We start from the raw sequence: 22889 nt of genomic DNA, 5'->3' as shown, positions 1-22889 counted from the left end.
CGCCGCGTCAGGAAGGGAGGTCGCTGTCGCCGCCCAGGTTGGCGACGAGGCGGCGCAGGACGCTGATGGCCGTCACGTAGTCGTCGGTGTCGATGCCTTCGTGCATCTGCCGGTGCACCTGGAGGTTGCGCTCCCGAGCGCGCAGCCGCCCGGCCTCACTGGCCTCACCGGCCTCGGTGAGCGTGAAGGTCCCCGCGCCGTCCTCCGTCATCCAGCCACGAGCGACGAGGCCGTCGAAGACCTCGTCGAAGTCGAGGCCGAGATCCTCGTACGTCGTCAGGCGGGCCACGAGCCCGGTCCTTGATCTGTGTGGCGGTGTGCATGGCGCTGTGCCTCCCCGAACCGGGCCAACCTGACGGGACGACCGCAGAACCTCAAGTCCGCTTGCGATCAAGGGCGGTGGAGGAAAGCGGAGGAAAGGCGGCCGGGGCCCGGAGGCCGGGGCCCGGGGCTCCCGTATCATCGGCCGAGTACCGCATCGCGTGGCGGCCTCCTCAACGATCCTCGATGATCCTCACCGGAGGTCACGTATGCCCGCCCCCGCCCTCACCGTGCGTCCCTTCCGCCGCGACGACCGCGATCAGCTCACCGAACTGGTCAACCAGCACGTCGCCGCCGTCGTCCCCGGCGTCTCCGTGTCCGTCAACACCGTGCTCAGCGGCCTGGAGCGGCAGCCCGAGGAGTTCATCACCGATCCCTGGGTGGGCGAGCGGATCACGCTCGTCGCCGAGCAGCGCCGGTCCGTGGTGGCCGCGGCGCACCTGCTGCGCCACCGTGCCGACGGCGACGTGGGCGAGCACTTCCGGGACGCGGGCGAGATCGCCTGGTTCGTCTTCCGGCCGCCGGCCTCCTTCTGGCCGGACTCGGACGAGGCGGCACGCCTGCTCATGTCCGCCTGCCTGGCCCAGCTCGCGCGCTGGCGCGTCCGTGTCCGGTACGCCGACGGCGGGCTGCCCGCCCCGCTCGTGTACGGCCTGCCCCGCAACTGGCCCCACATCCGCGCCCTTTACGAGGGCGCGGGCTTCCGCCACGTCGGAGGTACGGAGGTCGTCCTCATCGCGCGGACGGCCGACCTGCCTGCCTGCGCACCCCGCCCGGGGGTGACGGTCGAGCGGACGCTGGGCGAGTGCGGCACGCGCTTCACGGCGTACGACGACGGAGGCGCGCTCGGCTTCGTCGAGGTCGACACCGCCTTGGCCCGCGCCGAACGCCACAGCCGCTCGGCGGGCCTCGCCGACATCGGCAACCTCCACGTCGACCCGGCCCACGAGGGCGCGGGCCTGGAGGGCTGGCTGCTGGCGCAGGCAGGGGAGTGGCTCCGGCTGTGCGGCGTGGACCGGCTGGCGGCCTACGAGACGGCCGGGGACGGGGCGGCGATCGACCGCCTCGTGGCGGCGGGATTCCAGGAGCTCACGCGCACCGACCGGGGCTGGGAGCACCGCTCCCGGTAGTCGGTTCGCGGCAGCGGTTCGCGGTAGTCGGTGGGGGCGTGGGCCTCGCCTCGTCCGTCGTCGACGGGGCCCCTGCCCGCCCGGCTCATCGCGCCTCGCCGCGCCCCACGATCACGGCCTTGAGCTCGTCGAGCGCGTCCCGCAGCAGCGGACCCATGCCCGCCTCCTCGTCTTGCGTGCTCTCCGTGCCCTGTGTGCCCTCTGTGCTGTCCGTGCCTTCCGGGTCCTCGGTGCCTTCCGCGATCCAGCGCTCGAAGCCGACCTTGAAGACGGCGACCCCCGCCTCGGCGGCCAGGCTCGCGGCCGGTGCGCCGACGCCCCGTCCGCGCAGGGCCTCGGCGAGGGCGGCGGACATCGAGGCGAGCTTGATGAGTTCGCGCTCCTGGAGTTCGGCGTTCGAGGTGATGACGGCCTGGCGCTGCCGGGCGAAATCGCGCCGCCCCTTGAAGGAGTCGGCGAGGGCCTCAAGTCCCGCCGCGACGGCGTCGATCGGTGCCGCGGACGGCGGGGCCTCGCTGACCGCGTCGGTGAACAGCTGCTGCAGCTCCCCGGCGCCGCCGAACAGCACCTCGCGCTTGTCCGCGTAGTGCCGGAAGAAGGTGCGCTCGGTGAGACCGGCCCGCTTGGCGATCTCGGCGACCGTCGTCTGGTCGTAGCCGCGCTCGCTGTAGAGCTCCATCGCCGCCGTGGCCAGGCGTCCGCGCGCGTCAGGCTGCCATCTACCCATGGCCGGATCCTACGTGATGACAGAGCCTGACATCAGGTGTACCGTCGAGGTTATCGATGTCAGTCTCTGACATCGGCTGGCCGGCTCGCTGGCGCGGCAATTCACGTGCTCATCGGCTCACTGGCGCGGCAATTCACGTGCTCGCCGCCTCACCACTCACCACTCGCCACTCGCCACTCGCCACCTCACCAGTTCCCTGGAGTCTTCTCATGCGCATCTTTGTGACCGGAGCGTCCGGCTGGATCGGATCCGCCGTCGTCCCCGAACTCCTCGAGGCGGGCCACCAGGTCGTCGGGCTCGCCCGCTCCGACGCCTCTGCCGCCGCCCTCACCGAGGCCGGGGCGGAGGTGGTCCGCGGGACCCTCGACGACCTCGACGTCCTGGGGAGGACCGCCGCCGCCACGGACGGCGTGATCCACCTCGCCTTCAAGCACGACATCGCCTTCAGCGGCGACTTCCAGGGCGCCGCCGAGGCCGACCGCCGCGCGGTCGACACGTTCGGGGACGCCCTCGCCGGGACCGACCGCCCCTTCGTCCTCGCCTCCGGCGCGCTGGGCATCAAGCCGGGCGCGCTCGCGACCGAGCAGGACGTGCCCGCCGTCGACGGCTCGCCGTTCTCGATGCGGCAGACCACCGCCCAGGCGACGCTCGCCCTCGCCCCGCACGGGGTGCGTTCCTCCGTGGTGCGGCTGTCCCCGACCTGCCACGGGCAGGGCGACAACGGCTTCATGCCCGCGCTGATCGGTGTCGCCCGCGCCAAGGGGGTCTCCGGCTACGTCGGCGAGGGCGCCGCCCGCTGGCCCGCCGTCCACCGCCTCGACGCCGCCCGCCTGTTCCGCCTCGCGGTGGAGAAGGCCCCGGCGGGGTCGGTGCTGCACGGGGTCGCCGAGGAAGGCGTCTCGCTCCGCGACGTCGCCGAGGTGATCGGCCGCCACCTCGACATGCCGGTGACCTCCGTCGCCGCCGAGGCCGCGGCCGGCCACTTCGGCTGGCTCGGCCCCCTCGTCTCCCTCGACAACCGGGCGTCGAACACCCTGACCCGCGACCTCCTGGACTGGCAGCCGACCCACATCGGCCTCCTCGAAGACCTCGACAAGGGCCACTACTTCGACGCCGCCTAGGGCCGGAGGGGCGGCCGGAGCCGCGGCACTAGGCTGGCCCCATGCACATACGCCTCGTCGACCCCCGTGACACCACCTGGGAACAGGACCACGCCGCGTACCGCGTCTACTTCTGGGAGGGCGGGTCCGAGGGCGAGTCCAGGACCTCGTACGAGTACGAGGTCCTGGACGAGGTCGACATCGAGGAACTCCTCACCTGGACCAAGGAGTACGCGGCGGAGCGGGGGTGGACCTACACGGTGTACGTGTGGGTCGGGGGCGGCGTCGGCGGCGTCGGCGAAGGCAAGGGCGAGTCCGGGCTGATCCGGCTCGCGGGCATCCACGCGTCGCGGTGACGCCGTGCCCGAGCACGCGGCCTCCCGCCTCGCCTCGGCGCTGGCGGCCCTGACCGTCGTCGAGCGCCCCGAGGATCTCGCGCCCCTCCTCCTGCGCCGACAGGGCCAGTGGGGAGCGTCCAACTGGAGCCAGGGCAACGGCACATGGGTCTGCGACGGGGCCCACAGCTTCCGTAACCCGGAGAACCTCTTCACGTTGCCCGCCCCGCGCCTCGTGGAGATCAGCGCCGCGTTGAACGAGCGCTGAGCGGCGGTCGTCCCACGGGTCGGTCCGTGGCCGGTCGTGGTGTCGCGGTCATCGTCAGGCTGCCGGGGACGGCGGCGAACGCGGTGCGCAAGTCGGCGGCGAGGTCGGCGCGTTCGGGAGTGCCCTCGCGTGCGGTCCAGGTGTCCAGGGCGCAGTGGAACGCGGCGAGCACCACGTCCAGGGCGAGTCTGGGGCGGAGGTCTCCGGCCTCGGCGAGGTCGAGCCTGCGGTGCAGGACGGTGAGGGCCGCGCGGCAGGTGCGGTCGCAGAACTCGAGGCCGTGCGCGCCCATCGAGGGCGTCTTCTCCGCGAGGCGGCGGCTGAGCAGCACGCGCCGCGCCCACTCCTCGGCCGTCATCCTGCCGAGGGTGTCCAGAAGCGTGTCCTGCAGTACTTCCAGGAGCGTGGGGCCGGTGAGGTCGCGGGTCGCGAGCTCGTCGAGGAAGGCCGTCCAGAGATCCTGGGTCGGCGCCATCGCCACGTCTTCCTTGCTGGTGAAGTTGCGGAAGAACGTGCGCTTGGAGACGTCCACCGCATCACAGAGCTCATCGAGCGTCGTGGCGTCGAAGCCGCGCTCGGTGAAGCGCTCCAGGGCCGTGTCGATCAGCGTCTGACGGGTGCGGAGCTTCTTGCGCTCGCGCAGCGGGAGTTGGTCCTGCGCCCGTGTCCGCGCGGTCGGACCCTGCGGCTCCGGCGGTGTCTTCGGCCCCTGCGGCTCCTTCTTGGATTCCGGCATGGCGGCAGCGTACCTCGTGGCGCCCCGAGGGCGCGAACGCCTCTTGCACGCTAATGCCACTCAGTGGCATAACTGATCGCGGCCCTTCCCGGCCACGTCCGTACCCCACCCTGCCGAAAGGTCCGCACCCATGCGTGCCCTGCTCGCCGACCGCTCAACTCCCGCCGGACTGCGCCTCGCAGAGGCCCCCGAACCCGACCCCGCCCCGCATCAGGCCGTGATCCGGACCGCCGCCACCTCGCTCAACTTCGGTGAGGTCCGGCACGGCCTGGCGGGCGCACCCGACGGCGCCGTCCTCGGCTGGGACGTGGCCGGAGTCGTGGAGCGGGCGGCCGCCGACGGTTCGGGCCCCGCCGTCGGCACCCCGGTGGTGGCCCTCGCCGACGGCGGCGCCTGGGCCGAACTCTGCGCCGTGGACACCGACGTGACGGGGGAGGTGCCGGGCGACGCCGATCTCGGGGCGGTCAGCACCGTTCCCGTCGCGGGCGCCAGCGCCCTGCGCGCCCTGCACCGCCTGGGCCCGATCCTCGGCCGACGGGTCCTCGTCACCGGGGCCACCGGCGGCGTCGGCCGGTACGCCGTGCAGCTCGCCCGGCTCGGCGGCGCGCACGTCATCGCGTCCACCGGCAACCCCGCCGCGCACGGCGACGGCCTCCGCGCCCTCGGCGCCCACGAGGTGGTCGCCGGACCCGCCGCGCTCGACGCACCGGTGGACGGGGTCGTCGACATGGTGGGCGGGTCCCAACTCGTCGACGCCTACGAGAGGTTGGGCGAGCGCGGCACGCTGGTCGCCGTGGGGCACGCGACCGGGCAGGGCGAGAGCTTCCCGTTCGGGGCGCTCTTCGGCGACCAGGGGCGGCACGACCGCTCCCTCACCACCTTCTTCCTGCCCGCCTGCACCGGCCTCGGCCCCGATCTGACCTGGCTCGCGAGCCGCGTCGCCGCCGGCGAACTCGACCCGCAGATCTCCTGGCGCGGCAGCTGGCACCAGGCCGCCGAGGCGACCGGGGCCCTGCTCGAACGCCGCCTGCACGGCAAGGCGGTGCTCGACATCGGCTGAGGGCGGCCCGGGCCCGAACCGGGGGTCGCCTCGATCCGCGCGGCACTTAGGATCACCGCCATGGATGCAGTGCACATACGTGGTGGTGGGGGCTCCGGTTCCGGTGCGAGCGCCGGTCGGACGGACAAGGCGTCCTCGAGGCGGGCGGGCCTCATCGGTACGGCCGTGGTGCTGGTGATCGGCTGGGTCGCGGCGGCCGGCAACACCGGCATCGCGTACGCGACGCTCGGCACCGACTGGATCCCGGTCGCGACCGGCTGCGTCGGCGGCTTCGTGTTCGTGATCGCGCTGCACCTGCTGCACGAGGTGCTGTGGACGCTCCTCCTCGCCGCCGCGGCGGGTGTGCTCGTGCTCGTGGGCTCCGTCCAGTACGCGCCCGAGGCCGCCCTGGAGCGCCGCGGCATCCGCGAACAGGTCACGATCGTCGAGCACAAGGCGATCTCCCGCAGCAGTCATGAGTTCACCCTGCGCGGCCCGGACGGCAGGCTGGACGAGACCCTCACCTACGACGGCGCCAGCCCCGGGCACGAGGTGGGGGACCGCCTGGAGATCCTCCGCGACCCGGAGAGGGTCGTGCCCCTCGAACCCGCCGCGGACGTGGACGCGAGCGGCCAACTCGGCTCCCTGATCACGGGAGTCGGCGTCTGGACCGCCCTCACCCTGATCGCCGGACGCCGCGCGCACGTCCGGCGACGGCGCGCGGCCGCCCTGGCGGGCGGCGCACTGGTCGGCTGAGCACATCGCGCTACCGTGGTGGCCTGGGCCATCAGGGCAGGGGGATCGTGATGCCGCGCACCGAACTCATCTCCGAGAACGCACCGGCGCCGAACGCGGAGCATTTCCACGCTTTCGCCGAGGCGCTCCGACGAGCGATGACACCGATCATTGATGTGTGCGGGCAGCCCTCTGCTCTCCGCCGGTCCGATCTCGACGCGTGCGACTGCCGGTGCGGCACGCATCCGGAGTTCCCCGGCTCGTGCAGCAGCCATGCCGAACCCGGACTGACCGTTCACCACGTTCCGATGTGCCGCAACTGCCATGACATCCGCATGGGGCTGGCGCCCCAGCGCGAGGCGGAGCTGGAAGCAGTGACGGAAACCTGCACGTGCCACTGCTGGGCCAACCACCCCGACGCGCCGGGCATTTGCGAGGCGGCCTCCGATGAGAGCGTGGCGATCGACGGGAGCCCCGTGTGCCTCGAATGCGCGGGCGCCAGCTGCTCCTGAACTGCGTGTGCCCCGTCGGGTGGGAGCGAGGCGTGAACGCGGAAGACGGCGAACGTCACGGTCGCCACCTCTTCTTGTAGCCCCCTCGGTCGCTGTATGGCAGGGCGAGCAGGCGGAGGGTCAGACAGTTCGCCTCGTTGGCCTCCTCGTCCCATGTTCGGGTGGTGGCGCGGGCCAGGCCGTGGGCCTCCATGGTTGGCCTGCCGGTCGCGTGCTCGGCAATGATCCGCCGCTTGGCGTCGATCTCGCGCAGCACCCGGGCCGGTACGTCGCAGTCGCAGACGGCACCCGGCGCTGCATGGAACATCGACATGGTTGCCTTCACGGAATCCGCGTCTCCCTGGAGATAGGCGTGAATGTCGCAGTCGAGGGTGTGCCAACTGCTCGCGTTGCGCGCGTCCTCGTCGAGCTGCCTGCCGAGCCATTGTGCAAGGTCATCCATCGGGCGACTCCTTCGTGGCTCATGCCACCCTTGCGTATCTCCTCGACGGCGACGGCACCTTGCCGGACCTCGTGCGGCCAGTGATGGAGGGCGGGGATCGCGTCGCGCACTGTGCCCATGGTGATGAGTGCAGCGTAAGGGGCGGGTTGACATGTGCCGACGGAGTGTCGGTTGACTCATGCTGCGAAGGCCGACCGCGATATCCAGCGCCCACCTTCCTTCGGGAGGGCTGGGTGCTCTGGAGTGTCAGTACTGCAACTGCTTCTTCACCTCGGCCACGCGAGGCCCTGAGTCTGAGGACGGCATCTTCCACCGATAGGCGGCCTCTTCCCCGTCCGTGTACAGGAGCGTGCCGCCCTTCGCCTGGGCCGGAGTCAGGTCGAAGACTTGGGCGCGCCACTGGTAGGTGCCGGGTTGTACGGGGTCGGCGTTGTCGTACCTGTCCATCGTGACCATGGTTGAGTTACCGCTGTCGAAGCCGATCGTCTCTCCGTCTGGAGCAATCCACGACCAGCCACCCCCGCTGATCGGCGCTACCTCATCCGCTGCGGCTGCGGTCATCGCCTTGTCCTTCATCGTGACCACTACGAAGATCCCGTACTTGGCGGATTCGCCAGACGCCTTCTTTCTGAACACGACCGTGTCGGGCGTGATCTGCAGGACCCCTGTCCCGCCATCGCCGGTCGTCTGCGCAGGCTCGCCGAGCTTCAACGTCTTGGCGTCGGCGTCGTGACTCGCCTCCTGGGGTGAGGACGCCTTGGTGGGCTGCTGCTTGGCTGGCTCGTCATCGTCGCCGCCGCACGCAGTGAGTGCAGCGGCGAGTAGGGCGGCCGTGACTGCGGATGCGTGAACACGCATACATCCCCCCAGGGTTGAGCCATCGGGACACAGTAGGACGGAACCGATGAACGTGGGGAGAGGCGCTGCCGAGATGTGTCCTTCGTGCGTGACAACGCCCCGCTCTCATCGGAGAGCAGGGTGCTCCATCTCAGACGGGCTTTCCATTGAAGAAGGTCTGCCCGCACGTCGTGCAGACCTTGTCGCCGGTGTCAGCGCCGTTGACGCGCTCCTTCTCCACATGTGGGTGATCACATGCGGGAGAGCCCTTGGCTTTCCATTCCTTCTGTAAACGCGTTGCGTCGTCCATCTCCATGGCGCGGAGGCTACAGGGGCGACGTGTGATCAGCGTCAGTACTAGCGCGTCACGTTCCCTCGGGCGCTACGAGTGGGTCACGTCCCGAACGGGGGGGCGGGGCCTTCTTGCCGGGACCCGGTGCGAGCGAGCCCCCTTCGGTGTCCGAAGAGGGCTCACGCTCATTGTTCAGCGGTCCGCCCGCACCCACATCGCCGCCTGGAACGGCGCGAGCACCGCCGACAGCGGCTGCTCGTTGACGATGTCGACGTACGAGGCGGCCAGGACCCGCCACCCCGACGACGGCACCTTGTCGGGGCGGAACCACGGCTGCGGCTCGCCCGTCAGGTTGGCCACGACCAGCAGTTCCGCGTCGTCGTGGCGCCGGGTGTAGGCCCACACCGCGGGGTCGTCGAACGTCACGTCCGTGTAGTCGCCGTGCACCAGCACCGGGTGCTCCTTGCGCAGCGCGATCAGGCGCTTGTACGTGTGGAAGACCGAGTCGGGGTCCTTGCGGGCGGCCGCTGCGTTGATGTCGGTGCGGCGGCTCGGCGGCAGCCAGGGCGTGCCCGTGGAGAATCCGCCGCCCACCGAGTCGTCCCAGCGCATCGGGGCGCGGCTGTTGTCGCGGGACTTGGCGGCGAGCACCGTCATGATCTCGCGCACCGGCACCCCGTCGGCCCGCCACGCCTCGTACAGGTTGAGGCTCTCCACGTCCCGGTACTCGCGGATCGCCGTGTAGCCGGGGTTCGGGGCGCCGAACTCCTCGCCCTGGTACACGTACGGCGTGCCCTGCAGCCCGTGCAGCGCGATGGCGAGGGCCTTCGCGGAGGGGCCGTGCAGGGCGCCGTCGTCGCCGAAGCGCGAGACGATGCGGGGCTGGTCGTGGTTGCACCAGAACAGCGCGTTCCACGCCTTGCCGTGCATGCCGTCCTGCCAGCGGCCCATGAGGCGCTTCAGGTCGACGAGGTCGCGCGGCGCGACGGTCCACTTCTCCCCGGCGACGTAATCCACCTTCAGGTGGTGGAAGTTGAAGGTCATGGACAGCTCGGCGCCGTCGTTCGCGGCGTACTGGACACAGTGGTCCAGGGTCGTCGACGACATCTCGCCGACGCTCATCAGGCCGTGCGGCCGCAGCACTTCCTCGCTCAGCTCGCGCAGGAACTCGTGCACGCGCGGCCCGTCGGTATAGAACTCCCGGCCGTCGGTGCCGGGGGCGTCGGGCAGTCCGGGCGCCTTCGACACCAGGTTCACCACGTCGAGCCGCACCCCGTCGACGCCCTTGCCCGCCCAGAACCGCACCACGTCGTACAGCTCCGAACGCACCCGGGGATTCTCCCAGTTGAGGTCGGCCTGCTCGACCGCGAACAGGTGCAGGTAGTACTGGTTGCTCGCCTCGTCCAGGGCCCAGGCGCTGCCGCCGAACTTGGACGCCCAGTTGTTGGGTACGCCGCCGTCCGGGGCCGGGTCGCGCCAGATGTAGTAGTCGCGGTAGGGCCCGGTCGGGTCGGCGAGCGCGGACTGGAACCAGGCGTGGGCGGTGGACGTGTGGTTGAGGACCATGTCCAGCACGAGCCGGATGCCGTGCGCGTGCAGGGCGTCGACGAGCGCCTCGAAGTCGGCCATCGTGCCGTACGCCGGGTCGATGGCGCGGTAGTCGGCGATGTCGTACCCGTTGTCGACCTGCGGCGAGGCGTACACGGGCGTCAACCACACCGCGTCCACGCCGAGGTCGACGAGATGGTCGATGCGCTCGATGACGCCGCGCAGGTCGCCCGTGCCCGAACCGGTCGTGTCCTGGAAGGACTTGGGATAGATCTGGTAGATCGTCGCCGACCGCCACCACTCCTGGTCGACCTCCGGCAGCGAGGCGGAGCGGCTGTGCTTCTCGTACGTCATGTCCCTTTTCCTGGAGGTCAATTGCCGGTCAGTTGGCGGCGGTTGCCGCGGTGGAGGCACCGGCGGCGGCAGCGGCGGCGGCGTTGACCGCGGGGGAGGGGGAGGGGTCGGGGGCGGAAGCCGTCCCGCCGTCGCCCGGAATGGGTGCCGGTGCCGCTGCTGGTGTCGGTGACGGTGCCGCTGTCTCTGCCTCGCCGAGCATCGCCCGGGCCGAGGCGCGGCGCGCGAGGGCCACGGTCAGCAGGATCGGCACCGCGATCGCGACGGCCATCGCGAGCGAGAACCAGCCCCAGTAGCGCGGCTGCACGGACAGGATCCCGAGTGGACCGCCGTTGCCGATGCTGTTGGCGAGGACGCCGCCGAGCCCGCAGACGAGGGCCGCGAGCGAGGAGCCGACCATCGCGGCGAGCATGGGCCAGCGGAACTTCAGGTTCACGCCGTACAGGGCGGGCTCGGTGACGCCGAGGTACGCGGAGATGGCGGCCGGAATCCCGATCTCGCGGTCCTTGGCGCGCTTGGCCACGATGATGACGCCGACGACGGCCGACGCCTGCGCGATGTTCGACAGGGCGAGCAGCGGGAAGATCGGGGTGCCGCCCATGTCCTGGATGAGCTGGAGGTCGACGGCGTTGGTGGTGTGGTGCAGGCCGGTGATTACCAGGGGCGCGTAGAGGAACCCGAAGACCATCGCCCCGACGGGCGCGAAGCTCCCGGTCATCGCGGCCTTCGCGGCGTGCCCGACCAGTTCGCCCGCCTCGCGCCCGACGGGCCCGAGCACGGCGTGTGCGAGGAAGACGGTCACGAGCAGCGCGCCGAGCGGCACGATCACCTGGTGCAGGACGGTGGGCACGGCCTTCTTCAGCCAGCGCTCGGTCAGGGCGAGGGCGAGGCCCGCGAGGATCGCCGGGATGACCTGAGCCTGGTAGCCGACCTTCTCCATGGTGAAGAAGCCGAAGTCCCACGCCTCGGGCTTCTTCGCGCCGAGTTCGTACGCGTTCATGAGCTGCGGCGAGACGAGCGTGATGCCGAGCACGATGCCGAGGACGGGCGTGCCGCCGAGCTTGCGCACCGTCGACCAGCAGACGGCGACGGGCAGGAAGTGGAAGATCGCCTCGCCGATCAGCCACAGGAAGTCGTAGGTGCCCTGCCAGAAGGTGGAGCCGTCGGTGAGCGGCTTGTCGCCGAAGAGCGCGACGTCGCCGATCAGATTGCGGAAGCCGAGGATCAGACCGCCGGCGATGATCGCGGGCAGCAGCGGCACGAAGATCTCGGCGAGGTGGGAGATGCCGCGCTCCCACCACTTCATGTGGGCGCGGGCGGCGGCCTTGACGTCGTCCTTGGAGGCGGCCGCCCCCTCGCCGAGCAGCCCCACCAACTCCCGGTGGTACTCCTCGACTTCGTTGCCGATCACGACCTGGAACTGCCCGCCGCTGGCGAAGCACCCCTTGACCCCGTCGAGCTGCTCGATCGCCTTGATGTCCGGCACCGCCGGGTCGTTCAGGACGAACCGGAGGCGGGTCAGGCAGTGCGTCACGGAGGCGACGTTGCCGGCGCCGCCGACCAGATCGATCAAGGTCCGCATGCGCTCGCGCACGGGGGCCGCCGAGGTGGCCATGGAGTGCTCCTTTGGTCAACGCATGACCGCTCATGGGTCATGTATCGGCAAAGTTCGCAGATGGCCGGGGTGCGGGTGAGGTGAATAAGGCCCGAATAAACAGGACCAAAGGCCCGTCGCCGCCAGGGACTCGGCAACGCATCAGGAGCTCAGCGACGCCAGATAGCCGTCCACCAGCTCCACCTGGCGCCCGGGCGTGAACTCCCCCGGGGCGAACAGCGCCTGCACCACCAGTCCCAGGACGAAGGACTGGGCGGCCGCCGCGACGCGGGCCGGGTCGCCCGGGGGGAGTTCGCCGCGGTCCTGGGCCGTCGCGACCAGGCCGGTGAGCCTGGTGCGGCTCTCGGCGTAGCGGCGGGCGTGGTCGGCGCTCAGGCCGGGGTCGGCGAGGGCGACGTCCCAGGAGGAGACCCAGATGCGGTTGGCGTCGATGGCCTCGGGGGTCAGCGGCAGGATGTCGAGCAGCGCGGCCCGCACCGCCGGCAGACCCTCGTCGGCGGTGCGCCGGGGGCGGGCCGCGCTGCGCTGTTCCAGCAGGTCGAGGGCGTGGGCGACCAGGTCGCGCTTGGCCGGGAAGTAGTGCGTGAGCAGGCCGGTCGTGGCGCCCAGTTCGGTGGCGACCGCCCGCAGCGTCAGACCGCCGAACCCGTGCGCGGCCAGCACCCGCCAGACCGCTTCGGAGACGTCGCGGCGGCGGGCTTCGTGGTCCCCCTTGGTGCGTGGCATGCTGCTACCGTACATACTCGTAACGCTTGTTATGCGAATGGGGTCATCATGTTCTCCCTCCCGCTGCGCGGCGACGCCCGCCTCGAACCGCTGGAGATCTGGCACGCCGACGAGTTCGCCGCCCACCTGGACCGGGCGCGCGACCACATCCGGCCCTGGGTCGGTCCCGCGTTCGTCACCGATGACCTCGACGGCGCCCGCGGCACCCTCGCCCGCTACGCCGAGCGGCAGGCCGCGGACGGCGCCCGCCTCTACGGCATCCGGCTCGGCGGCACGCTGGTCGGCGGCGTGATGTTCACGGACTTCAGCACCGCCGCGGGCTCCTGCGAGATCGGCTGCTGGACGGAGCCCGCGGGCGAGGGCCACGGCCTGGTCACCCAGGCGTGCGGCGCCCTGCTGGACTGGGCGTTCACGACCCGGGGCCTCTTCCGTGCCGAGTGGCACTGCCGCGCCGACAACGACCGGAGCTCGGCGGTCGCCCGGCGTCTCGGCATGACCCTTGAAGGTGTACGGCGGCAGTCCTGGCCCTTCGAGGGCGTCCGCCACGACAAGGAGGTCTGGGCGGTCCTGGCTCCGGAGTGGCGAGCCGGCGCGGCTGCCGCCTGAGCGGGACAGCCGCCTGAGTGGGACAGTCGTCCGAGCGGGACAGCCGTCCGAGCGGGCCCCCTCGGCGACTGCCTCTCCCCGTCGCCTCAGCGGCCGCCCGCCACCGCCGGCTTGAGCACCTGCTCGCACCACTCCCGGAAGGACGTCGGGCTTGAGCCCTGCGCCGTGCGGTCGAGGGCCTCGTCCAGGCCCTCGTTCTTGGCCCGCATCATGTCGACCATGCCCTGGACGTACGCGGACCCCAGCCCGTACGAGGTGAGGCGGGCCCCGAGGGCGTCGAGGGACTCGCGTTCGTGGCGGACCGGCCGGCCGAGGACCTCGGACATGATGCGCGCCATGTCGTCCGGCGAGATGTCCTCGGGGCCGAGGACGGGCACGCTTCCCGTACCCGTCCACGACCGGTCGAGCAGCAGCTCGACGGCGGCCGCGGCGATGTCGCGGGTGGCGGCCGACGGGACCTTGCGGTCGCCGGGGAGGGTGTCCGTGAACACGCCGTCGTCGCGGATCGAGTCCACCTGGCGCAGCAGGTTGTCCATGAACGACGGGTTGTCGAGGGCCCGGTAGGCGACGCCGGTGCCCGCGATCAGCTCGTCCATGGCGAGGGACGCCGTGACGAACCCGGCGCGGCCGGCGACGGCGGTGCCGCGGCCGAGCGCCGAGACGCCGACGACGTGCCGGACGCCATGGGCCGTGAACGCCTCGGCGGCGGGCCGGGTGAACCCGGCGAAGGCGGCCTCCAGGGTGGGGGCGTGCGGGTTCGGCGGGACGACCCAGAAGACCGCGTCCGCACCGGCGAAGGCCCGGTCGAGGACCTCGGGGTCGTTGTGCGAACCGGTCACGACGTCGACGAGGCCGTGCTCGCGGACCGAGTCGGGGAGCCGTGCGGGGTCGCGCACGATGACGCGGAGCTTCTCGCCGTGGACGGGGGCCCGGTCGAGCAGGATGCGCAGCACCTGGCTGCCGATGTCTCCCGTAGGAGTCGTGATCACCATCATGCGACCAGTCTTGGCCCCGGCCGATTTCGGCGTCCAATACCCTTCTTCGCCGATTGATACGCTCCGGGTATGGATCTGGATCTGCGCAAGCTCCGCTACTTCGCCGCGGTGGCGGATCACCGGCACTTCGGCCGGGCGGCCGAGCAGCTCTACATCGCGCAGCCCGTGCTGAGCCGCCAAATCCGTGCGTTCGAGCAGGAGTTGGGCTGCACGCTCTTCGAGCGGACCACGCGCAGTGTGGAGCTGACCCCGGCGGGCCGCCGACTCCGCGAGGAGGCGCGCACGCTCCTCACGGCCGTCGACACGGCGATCCGGCGCGTCCACGACGTCGACCGCGGCATCCGGCGGATCGCCGTCGCCTTCTCGCCCGGACTCCCCGTCTCCGAGGCGATCCTGGCGTTCAAGGAGAAGTACCCGGACACGGAGATCGACCTGGTCCCCTCCCACTGGCGGGAACGGGAGGCCCCGCTGCGCGACGGCCGCGCCCAAGTCGGCTACCTGAGGCGCCCGTTCGACGAGACGGGCCTGCGCATCATTCCGCTGGGCGACGAGCCCCGCGCCGCCTGCCTCCCCAGGACCCACCCCCTGGCCCGCCGCCGCACCCTGCGCATGGCGGACCTGGAGGGCGAGCAGATCCTCGACATGCACCAGCGCCGCACGTCGTCGGTGGAGGAGAAGTTCGAGCTCATCGCCTCCGGCCACGGAATCGCCGTCGCCCCCCGGAGCGTCGCCCGCTCCTACACCCGCCCCGACCTCGTCCACATCCCCGTCACGGACGCCGAGCCGATCAGGACGTGCCTGGCCCTGGCCGAGGACCTCCGGGAGGCCCCGGTACTCGATTTCGTGGACATGGCGACCAAGACACTGCTGCGGGATGGGCCGGGTCCGGGGCCGGTGCGGTGACGGCCGGCCGAGTCGTGCCTCAGCGGAAAGCGGCGATGTTGCGGGCGACCCAGTCGCTGAAGGTGTGCGGGGCGCGGCCGAGGACGCGTTCCACGTCCGGGCTGATCCGCAGCTCGGCCGGGTTCGGGGCGGAGATGATGTCCAGGGTGTCGTCGGCGAGCTCCGCCGGTACGAAACGGGTCATCGCGGCCCTGGCCTCGTCGCGGGTGAGCTCGTGGAACCGTACGGGCGAGGCGAGTTGGGCGGCGATCGCCGCCGCTTGCTGACGCGGCGTGACGACCTCCGGCCCGGTCAGCTCGTACACCCCGCCGGTGTGCCGGTCATCGACGAGGCAGGCCGCCGCGACCGCAGCGATGTCCTCGGGATCGACGACCGGTACCCCCACATCGCCGAAGGGCGCGGCAACCACCCCTTGCGTGCGGACGGACTCGGCCCAGGCGAAGGCATTGGAGGCGAAACCCCCCGGCCGCAGGACGGCCCAGTCCAGGCCGGACTCCCGCAACGCGTCCTCCAGCGCGCGCATCGCGACCCGCGTAGGGCCGAGCGGCCTGGTCGCCACGCCCTGCGAGGACAGCAGCACGACCCGCCGGACCCCATGGGTCACGGCCAGGTCGATGAGGTCGGCCGGCCTGGCTTCGGGGGAGTGCAGGTCCCCGGACAGCAGAAGGAACAGCGCCTTGGCCCCGTCCAACACGGGGGCGAGTCCCGCCGGTTCGGCCAGATCGGCCACCACATGCCGGACTCCCTCCGGCACCGCCACCGCGCTCCGCGACACCGCGGTCACCTGCTCGCCCGCCTCGGTCAGGGCCCGCGTCAGAGGCCGTCCCACGTTCCCGGTGGCTCCGGTCACCACAATCATGTTCAGCTCCAAGTCCGTTGTGCAGTGCGGAGCTTGACGCTAGAAGCGGGGGCTTACTTTCCGTAAGAACATACCCAGAGGTAAGCTCCGGACATGAGGGAAGGCGCGCAGCTGACACAGCCCGAGACGGCCCGTCGGTATGAGGTGTTTCACACCGACTGCCCCGCGCGCGACATGGTCGACCATGTGACCAGCAGGTGGGGCATCTGGGTCCTGATCTCCTTGCGGAGCAACGACCTTCGCTTCTACGAGCTGCGCGACAGCATCCAGGGCGTCAGCGAGAAGATGCTCGCCCAGACCCTGCGCGCCCTGGTCCGGGACGGCCTGGTCTGGCGCAAGGTGGAGCCGACGACGCCGCCCCAAGTCACGTACGGGCTCACGGAGTTCGGCCGGGACGTCAGCGAGCCGCTGACGGACCTGTTCGACCGGATCACGCGGCGGCTGACGCAGAGCGGAGTGCGACGTGGCTAGGGCCGGGCGTCCCGGTCCCGGAGCGCGCTGAGGCCCTGGGCGTCGGAGAAGTGCTGGTAGGCGTGAGCCTGCCGGCGGGCGTCGCGCAGTCCCCTGGTGGCCGTCGTCTCGATCCGATGCGTCTCGGGACGGAGAGGCATCCGTCGCCGCTCCCGGCGCACGAGCACCATGATCGAGGCGACCAGGATGGCGACCACGGCCGCGATGGCCGCCCCCATGTAGACCACTGGTCCCCCCGTCCGCAGCCGTCCCGGACGTTCACCTCAGGGCGTGGGGATCCCCGCCGGAAGCGTTGTGCGGCCGAGGCGGACCGGGACGCCCGGGGAGTACAGGACGCTCGCCGGAGGGGTGGTGGGGGCGGGCAGGCCGGCGGCCTCGATCAAGTTCTCCTCGCACAGCGTGAGTTCGGCGCGGTGCAGCGGCCAGCGGGGGTGGTGGTTGGACAGGTATGCCGCGCCGCCGAAGAACGCGTTGTGCATGCCCCAGCGGGCGGTCAGGAAGTGCTCGAGGTCGGTGGGCTCGTCGATGCGTTCACCGGGACGTACGACGATGCGGCAGGACGCGCCGCGCGGGCCGGGCCGGCGCCGTGTGCTCGTGTAGGTGACGGTCTCGCTCTCGGAGCGGACGGACATCCGTGACCACAGGTACGGCAGCCGGAATCCGGCGCGGCCCATCGCCACCGGAATCAGCCGCGCGGCGTCCATGGACAGGAACACGACCCCGCGCCGACCGTGTGCGTCCACCGAGTACAGGCGCACGTTGGTCTCCGGGAACGACCCCAGGTACGGCACGCCGGGCAGCCGGAACCAGCCCACGCGGTGCATCCGGAAGGCCACGAGTCCCACGTAGGTGACGCCCTCGTGCGTGTCCGGCACGGTCCCGGCGGGCAGGAGCGGCGCCACGACGTCCGGGTCGACGGCCCAGTGCACGAAGCAGAGGTCGAGCCACTCCTGGGTGAGGAGCGGGGTGTGGATGGGCGCGGGGGCCTCGGCGGTGATCGGAGCGGGTCGGGTGAGGGGCACGGCGCCAGGATGCCAGGGGCGGTGAGGTGGGCCGCACGGGGCCCGTCGCCGGTGAGGGATTGCCTGGTCCGGGGCGCGCCGTAAGGGTTTCGTCATCTGCATCCGGGAGGCCACGTCGCCGCACCGCCGTTGAACCGGTGACGCGTGACGGCTGAGAAACGAGCACGCGACCTCAACCACCTCGGAGGCAGACATGCGCGGACGACGATTCCTCAGCAAGCCGGTGATCATCGGCACCCTGCTGCTCGGCCTGGTGGTGGCCGGGGCGGGCCTCTACTGGTTCCAGCCGTGGAAGCTGTGGACCGACCGGACCGTACGGGAGGAGCTGCCGGCGGCCGCGGCCCCGCGGGGTGACGGTGCCGCGGCCCCGCGGGGTGACGGCGCGGCCGCCGCCCCGCGCACGCTCGCCGAGGGCCGGTTCATCAGCCACGAGCACGGCACCCGGGGCACGGTCCGGATCCTCCGACTGGCGGACGGATCGCGGACGTTGCGCCTGGAGGGGCTGGACACCAGCAACGGGCCCGCGCTGCGCGTCTGGATCACCGATGCCCCCGTGCAGCAGGGCACGGCCGGGTGGCGCGTCTTCGACGACGGCGCGTACGTCGACCTCGGCGCCCTCAAGGGGAACAAGGGCGACCAGAACTACGCCCTGCCCGCCTCGGCCGACCTCGACGACCTGACGAGCGTCTCGATCTGGTGCGAGCGCTTCAGTGTGTCGTTCGGCGCGGCGGAACTGCGTGCCACGGCGGCAGCCTGATCTGGTCGGCTTGCGCCCCCCCCGTGCGGCGCACGTGCTACCCCGCCTTGCGGAGCCGCTCCACGATGCCCTCCAGGTCGGCCCGGAACATTCTCTCGCGGATGATGTGGCCGCCGGGCTCCTCATGCGCCTCGTACGGGATTCCGGCGCCGTCGAGCAGCGCACGGAACTCCCGTTGCCCGGCGAGGACTTGCGTCTCGTTGGCGGTGTCGAACCAGTTGACGGGGTCGGGGCTGGTCCCGGCCACGAGGAAGACCCGCTTGTTCCGGTAGCTCTCCACGCGCTGCACGGGGTTGTCGGCGCTGACCCGGGCCTCGTCCCACAGCGGCGCCCCGTAGACCGTGCCGCCCGCCAGGTCCAGCGCCCCCGAGGACACGTTCGCCCAGTGCACGACCAGGCCCCCGTCACGCCGCAGGCTCGCCGGACCGGAATGGGCGCTCACCGACGCGAAGTGCCCGTAGTACTTCGCCGCGTACTTCAGCGCACCGAACCCGCCCATGGAGAACCCGGATACCGCGCGGCCGTCGTACTCCGCGTACGTACGGAAGTTGGCGTCGATCCACGGGAGCAGCTGGTTGATGTGGAACGTCTCCCAGTTGCGGGGGCCCACGTTGGAGGCGACCGGGTTGGAGTACCAGCCCGCGTGACCGCCGTCGGGCATGACCACGATCAGCGGCTTGCCCGCGGTCCAGTCGCGGATGCCCGCGCGGTCGAAGGTGATGAAGTCCTGGTCGGTGCCGCCTCCGTGGAAGAGGTAGAGGACGGGGTACGTGCGTCCGCTGGAGTGGTAGTCGTCGGGCAGCAGCACGTTCACGCCGACCCCTGGATTCCAGCCGACCTCGGCGGTCTGCACGCGGTAGAACCACATGCGGGGGTCGCTCTCGTTGCGCTCCACGATGTGCAGCCCGAATCCGTCGTCGGCCGCACGGGCCGACGAGGCGGAGGCCACGACGCTCCCGGCGCCGAGCGCCAGGGCGGCGGAAAGCCCGCCCGCGGACTTGAGGACGGACCTGCGGGTGGGGCGGGGGCAGGAGTTGCTCAAGGGTCTCTCCGATGGGTTGGCGGTGCTTCGACGGTGGGAGGGATTCCGGTTGGATTAACCAGCGCACGGCCTGTGTTGTGCAGCGTGCGAGACCCCCGCGACGAAAGACGAGAAGAGGACCCATGCTGTTCGGTGACGAGCACGTGCGCCGTTACGAGGAGACCGACGGGGAGGTCGGGCACGACTGGGAGAAGGGCGCGCCCATCCTCATCCTGACCACCAAGGGCCGCAAGACCGGCGAGGACCGCAAGTTCCCGCTGATCTACCAGGAGCACGAGGGCGCGTACGTGATCGTGGCGTCCAAGGGCGGCGCCCCGGAGCACCCCGGCTGGTACCTGAACCTCCAGGCCGACCCCGAAGTCCGCGTCCAGGTCAAGGCCGACAGGTTCCAGGCCCGGGCCCGCACCGCCGACGCCGCCGAGCGGGCCGAACTGTGGCCGAAGATGGCCGCCGTGTGGCCGGACTACGACGAGTACCGGAAGAAGACGGACCGGGAGATCCCGGTGGTGGTGCTGGAGCGCGTCTGACGCGCACCGGCTGAGAGCGCGCCGTTGCGGCGGCCGTTCCCCGGCCGCCGCGGAGGGGGCCGGTCCCCGGGCCCCCTCCCTCTGTGCCCCTCCGCTTCCTACTTCACCGGCGCACCCCACCCATGGGGGCAGGTGCCCTTCTCCCCGCCGTAGACGTACGCGGCGAAGTCCTTGAGGTCCTGGACCCAGTACTTCCAGTCGTGGGTGCCCGTGCCCGTGCAGAACTCGTGGGTCACCTTGCGGCTGTTCAGGTCGGCGTGCAGGCTCTGGTTCCAGCCCTGGACGTCGGTCTCCCCGGTGCCCGCGTACATCGCGAACTTCCCTGTGTACGGGGCGTACTTGTCGTCGAGTGCGAGGTTGACCGGGTTGAGGGACGGCCAGGTCGACGAGGGGCCGAAGACCGTTTCCATGCGGCCCTGCGTCGACGCGGTGACCCGGTAGGCGCCGTCGAGCACCCCGGTCCAGTAGAACGCCGCTCCATAGACCCACATGGAGTCGTCGATGATCTTCTGGGCGTTGGACTGGTGGATGTCCGTGCCGCCGGAGAACGTGCCGACGGCCGAGAAGAGGTCGGGATGGCGGCCCGCGTAGCGCAGCGCGCCGTACCCGCCCATCGAGGCCCCCGCGACGGCCCGCCCCGAACGCGTCTTCTTCGTATTGAAGTTGGCGTCGATGTACGGCACGAGCTGCTTGATGTGGAAGGTCTCCCACAGGGGCGCGAAGCCGCCGTCGGTCTTCCCGGCCCAGTCGCTGTACCAGCCCGCCTTGCCGCCCTCGGGCATCACGACGATGCCCTTGAACGCGGAGCCCGCGAGGGCCGCCTCCACGTTGCCCGCGTCCGTCTTCGACCACTGCTCGAAGTCCCCGCGCCCGCCGTGCAGGAGATACAGGACGTCGTACGGCTCGGCGGGGTCGGTCTGGTATCCGGCGGGCAACAGGATGCGCACCTTGACCGGCTTCGTGACGTCGCCGCTCGCCCCGCGCGGCGTGAACACCGCGGAGGTGGTCACGGTCAGGTCCCCGGCACGCCCGCTGCCGGAGCCGGGGGCGGGGACCCAGCCCTGGTAGGTGAGGCCGTTGGAGTTCGGCCGGGGCAGCGGGGGCAGGGCGGAGGCGGCGGCGGGGGCCGCGCCGGCCGGGGTGGCGGGCTGGAGGCCGAGGACGGCCGCGGCGGCCACGGCGATAATCCCAAGTGCCCTGCGGAGCACGTCGGTTCGGGCCGCGCGCGTTCTTCGTGTCGTTCCTCTTCGCATGGTTCGGTTCCCTCTCGGTTCTCGCAGGCGGAAGCAGCGTGAGAAGGTCCCGAACGTACGGGCGTGATCGCCCCCGGCGAATCCCGCAGCGGGTGGAGCCCGGCATACCGCGTGGGGTCTACGTGGCGCGGGCGTACAACCGCCGTGGTACCGCGCCGCAGCACGCGGCGACCGCGTCAGCCGGCGGACAGCTGGGACGCCAGCCGCTTCTTGTCCGGCTTGCCCGCCGCCGTCAGCGGAATGGCGGGGACCAGGTGCAGGGCGTCGGGCCGGTAGAGGCGTCCCTTGCGGCCGGCGACGAAGTCCCGGACCTCCTCCAGTGAGGGGCTCTGTCCGGCGGCGGGCACGACGGCCGCGTGGACATGCTCCACCGACTCCGCGTCCGTGGTGCCGAAGACCGCGCACTGGGCGACGGCGGGGTGGCTCAGGAGCAGGTCCTCCAGCTCCGCCGGATAGACATGGCCCCCGACGACCACGATCATCTCCTTGATCCGGTCCACGAGGTACAGATAGCCGTCCTCGTCGAGGTGCCCCACGTCGCCGGTGTGCACCCAGCCGTCGCGCAGCACCTGGGCGGTGAGCTCGGGCTGCTTCCAGTAGCCGCTCATCGCGTGCGGCGAGCGCACCAGGACCTCGCCCGGCTCCCCGGGCGGCAGGGCGGCGCCGTCGGCGTCCCGGACGGCGATCTCCACGCCGGGTATCGCGCGCCCGACGGTCAGCCGCCCGCCGCGCCCGGTCAACTCCTGCTCCTCGGGGGAGACTTCGGTGATGTGCTGGGTCTCGGCCTGGCCGTAGATGCCGTAGAGCACGGGCCCGATGGCCTTGGTCGCCTGGCGCAGCCTGGCCGGTGAGGCGGCGGTGCCGCCGTAGGTGATCCGGCTGAGGCTCGACAGGTCGGTGCCGGTCAGGTCGTGGTGGTCGAGGAGCTGGTAGATCAGCGGCGGCAACAGCCAGGTGTGGGTGATGCGTTCGCGCGCGATGGCGGCCAGGACCGCGCCCGGCTCGAAGCCGTGCTGCAGGACGACGGAGCCGCCCTGGTGGAGCGTCCGGTCGATGAGGAATCCGGCGAGATGGGAGAGGGAGGTGCAGGCGAGGAAGCGGGGCGGATCGCCCGCCCCCGCCATCCGGTCGTCCAGGCCGGTCCGGTGCGAGCCGTGGGTCATCTGAATGCCCTTGGGGATGCCGGTGGTGCCGCCGGTGTGCCCGATGCGCCAGTCGTCGTCCGGCCCGACGAGCCCGCCCAGCGGCCGCGCCGGCCGCCGGTCGGCCACGGCCAGCACGTCCTCGGCGACGTCGCCCGCCCCGAGGCCGAGCAGCGGCGGAACACCGTCGATCTGCAGCAACTCCTGTGCGGTGTCCTGCCGTTGGCCGTCGGCCAGCAGGAGGGCGCAGTCCACGCTCTCCATGATGCGGGCCATGGTCGCCGGGCTCATCCCCTCGTAGAGGCTGACGATGCGGCCACCGGCGAGGTTGGCGGCATAGCGGGCGACGAGGGCCTCGGGGGTGTTGCCGGTGAGCAGCGTGACGGTGGTCCCACGCGCCACCCCGCGCTCGGCCAGCTCCCCGCCCAGCCGGTACACCCGGTCCCGGAACTCTCCCGCGCCGATCACCTGCCCCTCGGCCGTGGTGATGATGTCCCGCGCCGGCTCCTCGCCCAGCGCATCGAGGAGGGCCTCCACGTAACTGACGAAAACGCCCTGCGCAGCGCTTGATTGCTCGCTCATCGCTCTTCTCCCG

General features: G+C 71.5%; 28 protein-coding genes. 12 read left to right on the top strand and 16 right to left on the bottom strand.

All coding sequences use genetic code 11. From position 1 onward, the window contains the following. Positions 1-7: 7 nt before the first annotated feature. Entirely contained in the window at positions 8-289 is a 282-nt protein-coding gene (locus tag ACFWYM_RS25580; RefSeq protein ID WP_384841633.1) for a hypothetical protein, read from the bottom strand. Between the two features lie 241 nt (positions 290-530). Between ACFWYM_RS25580 and ACFWYM_RS25575 the strand changes: the two genes are divergently transcribed. Continuing rightward, entirely contained in the window at positions 531-1451 is a 921-nt protein-coding gene (locus tag ACFWYM_RS25575) for a GNAT family N-acetyltransferase (protein ID WP_384841630.1), read from the top strand. Positions 1452-1536: 85 nt separating this feature from the next. Here the strand turns inward: ACFWYM_RS25575 and ACFWYM_RS25570 are convergent, their stop codons facing one another. Further along, a complete protein-coding gene (locus ACFWYM_RS25570; RefSeq protein WP_384841627.1) occupies positions 1537-2178 on the bottom strand; it encodes a TetR/AcrR family transcriptional regulator in 642 nt (213 codons plus the stop codon). A 209-nt stretch (positions 2179-2387) separates the two neighbouring features. Here ACFWYM_RS25570 and ACFWYM_RS25565 point away from each other — a divergent pair, with 209 nt between their 5' ends. Genes ACFWYM_RS25565 through ACFWYM_RS25555 form a run of 3 tightly spaced genes read left to right on the top strand, consistent with a single transcriptional unit; the run spans position 2388 to position 3881 of the window. Continuing rightward, positions 2388-3299, top strand: a complete 912-nt coding sequence (locus ACFWYM_RS25565; protein ID WP_384841624.1) for an SDR family oxidoreductase — start codon at positions 2388-2390, stop codon at positions 3297-3299. Between the two features lie 41 nt (positions 3300-3340). Continuing rightward, positions 3341-3634, top strand: a complete 294-nt coding sequence (locus ACFWYM_RS25560) for a hypothetical protein (protein WP_384841622.1) — start codon at positions 3341-3343, stop codon at positions 3632-3634. A 4-nt stretch (positions 3635-3638) separates the two neighbouring features. Further along, positions 3639-3881 (top strand): hypothetical protein, encoded by a 243-nt coding sequence (locus ACFWYM_RS25555; RefSeq protein ID WP_384841619.1) that lies wholly within the window; start codon positions 3639-3641, stop codon positions 3879-3881. Here the strand turns inward: ACFWYM_RS25555 and ACFWYM_RS25550 are convergent. Next, on the bottom strand, positions 3856-4617 hold the full coding sequence (locus ACFWYM_RS25550) for a TetR/AcrR family transcriptional regulator (protein WP_384841616.1): 762 nt from the start codon (positions 4615-4617) through the stop codon (positions 3856-3858). The two genes, ACFWYM_RS25555 and ACFWYM_RS25550, sit on opposite strands and share 26 nt — an antisense overlap. A gap of 130 nt (positions 4618-4747) precedes the next feature. Here ACFWYM_RS25550 and ACFWYM_RS25545 point away from each other — a divergent pair, with 130 nt between their 5' ends. Genes ACFWYM_RS25545 through ACFWYM_RS25535 form a run of 3 tightly spaced genes read left to right on the top strand, consistent with a single transcriptional unit; the run spans position 4748 to position 6903 of the window. Next, positions 4748-5677 (top strand): zinc-binding dehydrogenase, encoded by a 930-nt coding sequence (locus ACFWYM_RS25545; RefSeq protein ID WP_384841613.1) that lies wholly within the window; start codon positions 4748-4750, stop codon positions 5675-5677. A gap of 60 nt (positions 5678-5737) precedes the next feature. Then, on the top strand, positions 5738-6412 hold the full coding sequence (locus ACFWYM_RS25540) for a hypothetical protein (protein ID WP_384841610.1): 675 nt from the start codon (positions 5738-5740) through the stop codon (positions 6410-6412). Positions 6413-6462: 50 nt separating this feature from the next. Continuing rightward, entirely contained in the window at positions 6463-6903 is a 441-nt protein-coding gene (locus ACFWYM_RS25535) for a hypothetical protein (protein ID WP_384841607.1), read from the top strand. A 55-nt stretch (positions 6904-6958) separates the two neighbouring features. Here ACFWYM_RS25535 and ACFWYM_RS25530 read toward each other — a convergent pair whose 3' ends face one another. The 6 genes from ACFWYM_RS25530 to ACFWYM_RS25505 form a co-directional block, all read right to left on the bottom strand. Further along, positions 6959-7345: a DUF6221 family protein gene (locus ACFWYM_RS25530; protein ID WP_384841604.1), complete on the bottom strand. Its 387-nt coding sequence runs from the start codon at positions 7343-7345 to the stop codon at positions 6959-6961. 246 nt (positions 7346-7591) lie between these two features. Further along, positions 7592-8203 carry a hypothetical protein gene (locus ACFWYM_RS25525; protein ID WP_384841601.1) on the bottom strand — a complete coding sequence of 204 codons (612 nt, stop codon included), beginning with the start codon at positions 8201-8203 and terminating at the stop codon, positions 7592-7594. A 130-nt stretch (positions 8204-8333) separates the two neighbouring features. Further along, positions 8334-8498 carry a hypothetical protein gene (locus ACFWYM_RS25520; protein WP_384841598.1) on the bottom strand — a complete coding sequence of 55 codons (165 nt, stop codon included), beginning with the start codon at positions 8496-8498 and terminating at the stop codon, positions 8334-8336. Between the two features lie 168 nt (positions 8499-8666). Beyond that, entirely contained in the window at positions 8667-10376 is a 1710-nt protein-coding gene (locus ACFWYM_RS25515; RefSeq protein ID WP_384841595.1) for an alpha,alpha-phosphotrehalase, read from the bottom strand. Between the two features lie 28 nt (positions 10377-10404). Beyond that, entirely contained in the window at positions 10405-11991 is a 1587-nt protein-coding gene (gene treB, locus ACFWYM_RS25510; protein WP_384841592.1) for a PTS trehalose transporter subunit IIBC, read from the bottom strand. A gap of 141 nt (positions 11992-12132) precedes the next feature. Continuing rightward, on the bottom strand, positions 12133-12717 hold the full coding sequence (locus ACFWYM_RS25505; protein ID WP_384841587.1) for a TetR/AcrR family transcriptional regulator: 585 nt from the start codon (positions 12715-12717) through the stop codon (positions 12133-12135). 48 nt (positions 12718-12765) lie between these two features. On the opposite strand from ACFWYM_RS25505, the gene ACFWYM_RS25500 reads away from it, so the two are divergent. After that, complete coding sequence (locus ACFWYM_RS25500) at positions 12766-13323, top strand: GNAT family N-acetyltransferase (RefSeq protein ID WP_384841584.1); 558 nt, start codon at positions 12766-12768, stop codon at positions 13321-13323. An 86-nt stretch (positions 13324-13409) separates the two neighbouring features. On the opposite strand, the gene ACFWYM_RS25495 is transcribed toward ACFWYM_RS25500, so the two are convergent. After that, positions 13410-14318 (bottom strand): NAD(P)H-binding protein, encoded by a 909-nt coding sequence (locus tag ACFWYM_RS25495; RefSeq protein ID WP_384841582.1) that lies wholly within the window; start codon positions 14316-14318, stop codon positions 13410-13412. A gap of 69 nt (positions 14319-14387) precedes the next feature. On the opposite strand from ACFWYM_RS25495, the gene ACFWYM_RS25490 reads away from it, so the two are divergent. After that, on the top strand, positions 14388-15221 hold the full coding sequence (locus tag ACFWYM_RS25490; protein WP_384841579.1) for a LysR family transcriptional regulator: 834 nt from the start codon (positions 14388-14390) through the stop codon (positions 15219-15221). Positions 15222-15240: 19 nt separating this feature from the next. Here the strand turns inward: ACFWYM_RS25490 and ACFWYM_RS25485 are convergent, their stop codons facing one another. Continuing rightward, positions 15241-16080: an SDR family oxidoreductase gene (locus tag ACFWYM_RS25485; RefSeq protein WP_384841576.1), complete on the bottom strand. Its 840-nt coding sequence runs from the start codon at positions 16078-16080 to the stop codon at positions 15241-15243. Positions 16081-16173: 93 nt separating this feature from the next. On the opposite strand from ACFWYM_RS25485, the gene ACFWYM_RS25480 reads away from it, so the two are divergent. After that, positions 16174-16551, top strand: a complete 378-nt coding sequence (locus ACFWYM_RS25480; protein WP_384841573.1) for a winged helix-turn-helix transcriptional regulator — start codon at positions 16174-16176, stop codon at positions 16549-16551. Here the strand turns inward: ACFWYM_RS25480 and ACFWYM_RS25475 are convergent. Next, the gene (locus tag ACFWYM_RS25475) at positions 16548-16769 is read right to left on the bottom strand and encodes a hypothetical protein (protein WP_384841570.1); all 222 of its coding nucleotides are present in this window, start codon (positions 16767-16769) and stop codon (positions 16548-16550) included. The two genes, ACFWYM_RS25480 and ACFWYM_RS25475, sit on opposite strands and share 4 nt — an antisense overlap. A 45-nt stretch (positions 16770-16814) precedes the next feature. Beyond that, positions 16815-17573 (bottom strand): YqjF family protein, encoded by a 759-nt coding sequence (locus ACFWYM_RS25470; protein ID WP_384841568.1) that lies wholly within the window; start codon positions 17571-17573, stop codon positions 16815-16817. Positions 17574-17766: 193 nt separating this feature from the next. On the opposite strand from ACFWYM_RS25470, the gene ACFWYM_RS25465 reads away from it, so the two are divergent. After that, positions 17767-18330 (top strand): DM13 domain-containing protein, encoded by a 564-nt coding sequence (locus ACFWYM_RS25465; RefSeq protein ID WP_384841565.1) that lies wholly within the window; start codon positions 17767-17769, stop codon positions 18328-18330. A 37-nt stretch (positions 18331-18367) separates the two neighbouring features. Here ACFWYM_RS25465 and ACFWYM_RS25460 read toward each other — a convergent pair whose 3' ends face one another. Further along, positions 18368-19372 (bottom strand): alpha/beta hydrolase, encoded by a 1005-nt coding sequence (locus ACFWYM_RS25460; RefSeq protein ID WP_384841562.1) that lies wholly within the window; start codon positions 19370-19372, stop codon positions 18368-18370. A gap of 122 nt (positions 19373-19494) precedes the next feature. On the opposite strand from ACFWYM_RS25460, the gene ACFWYM_RS25455 reads away from it, so the two are divergent. Then, positions 19495-19899, top strand: coding sequence for a nitroreductase family deazaflavin-dependent oxidoreductase (locus ACFWYM_RS25455; protein WP_384841559.1), 405 nt, complete (start codon positions 19495-19497; stop codon positions 19897-19899). Positions 19900-19997: 98 nt separating this feature from the next. Here ACFWYM_RS25455 and ACFWYM_RS25450 read toward each other — a convergent pair whose 3' ends face one another. Together ACFWYM_RS25450 and ACFWYM_RS25445 are read right to left on the bottom strand one after the other, a co-directional pair. Beyond that, on the bottom strand, positions 19998-21077 hold the full coding sequence (locus ACFWYM_RS25450) for an alpha/beta hydrolase (protein ID WP_384841556.1): 1080 nt from the start codon (positions 21075-21077) through the stop codon (positions 19998-20000). Positions 21078-21328: 251 nt separating this feature from the next. Beyond that, the gene (locus tag ACFWYM_RS25445) at positions 21329-22876 is read right to left on the bottom strand and encodes an AMP-binding protein (RefSeq protein WP_384841553.1); all 1548 of its coding nucleotides are present in this window, start codon (positions 22874-22876) and stop codon (positions 21329-21331) included. Positions 22877-22889: the final 13 nt, after the last annotated feature.

It is taken from the genome of Streptomyces sp. NPDC059009, assembly GCF_042740175.1.
Lineage (GTDB): Bacteria > Actinomycetota > Actinomycetes > Streptomycetales > Streptomycetaceae > Streptomyces.
The sequence above is the reverse complement of the archived record's forward strand: the minus strand, read 5'-3'. Positions and strand labels throughout refer to the sequence as shown.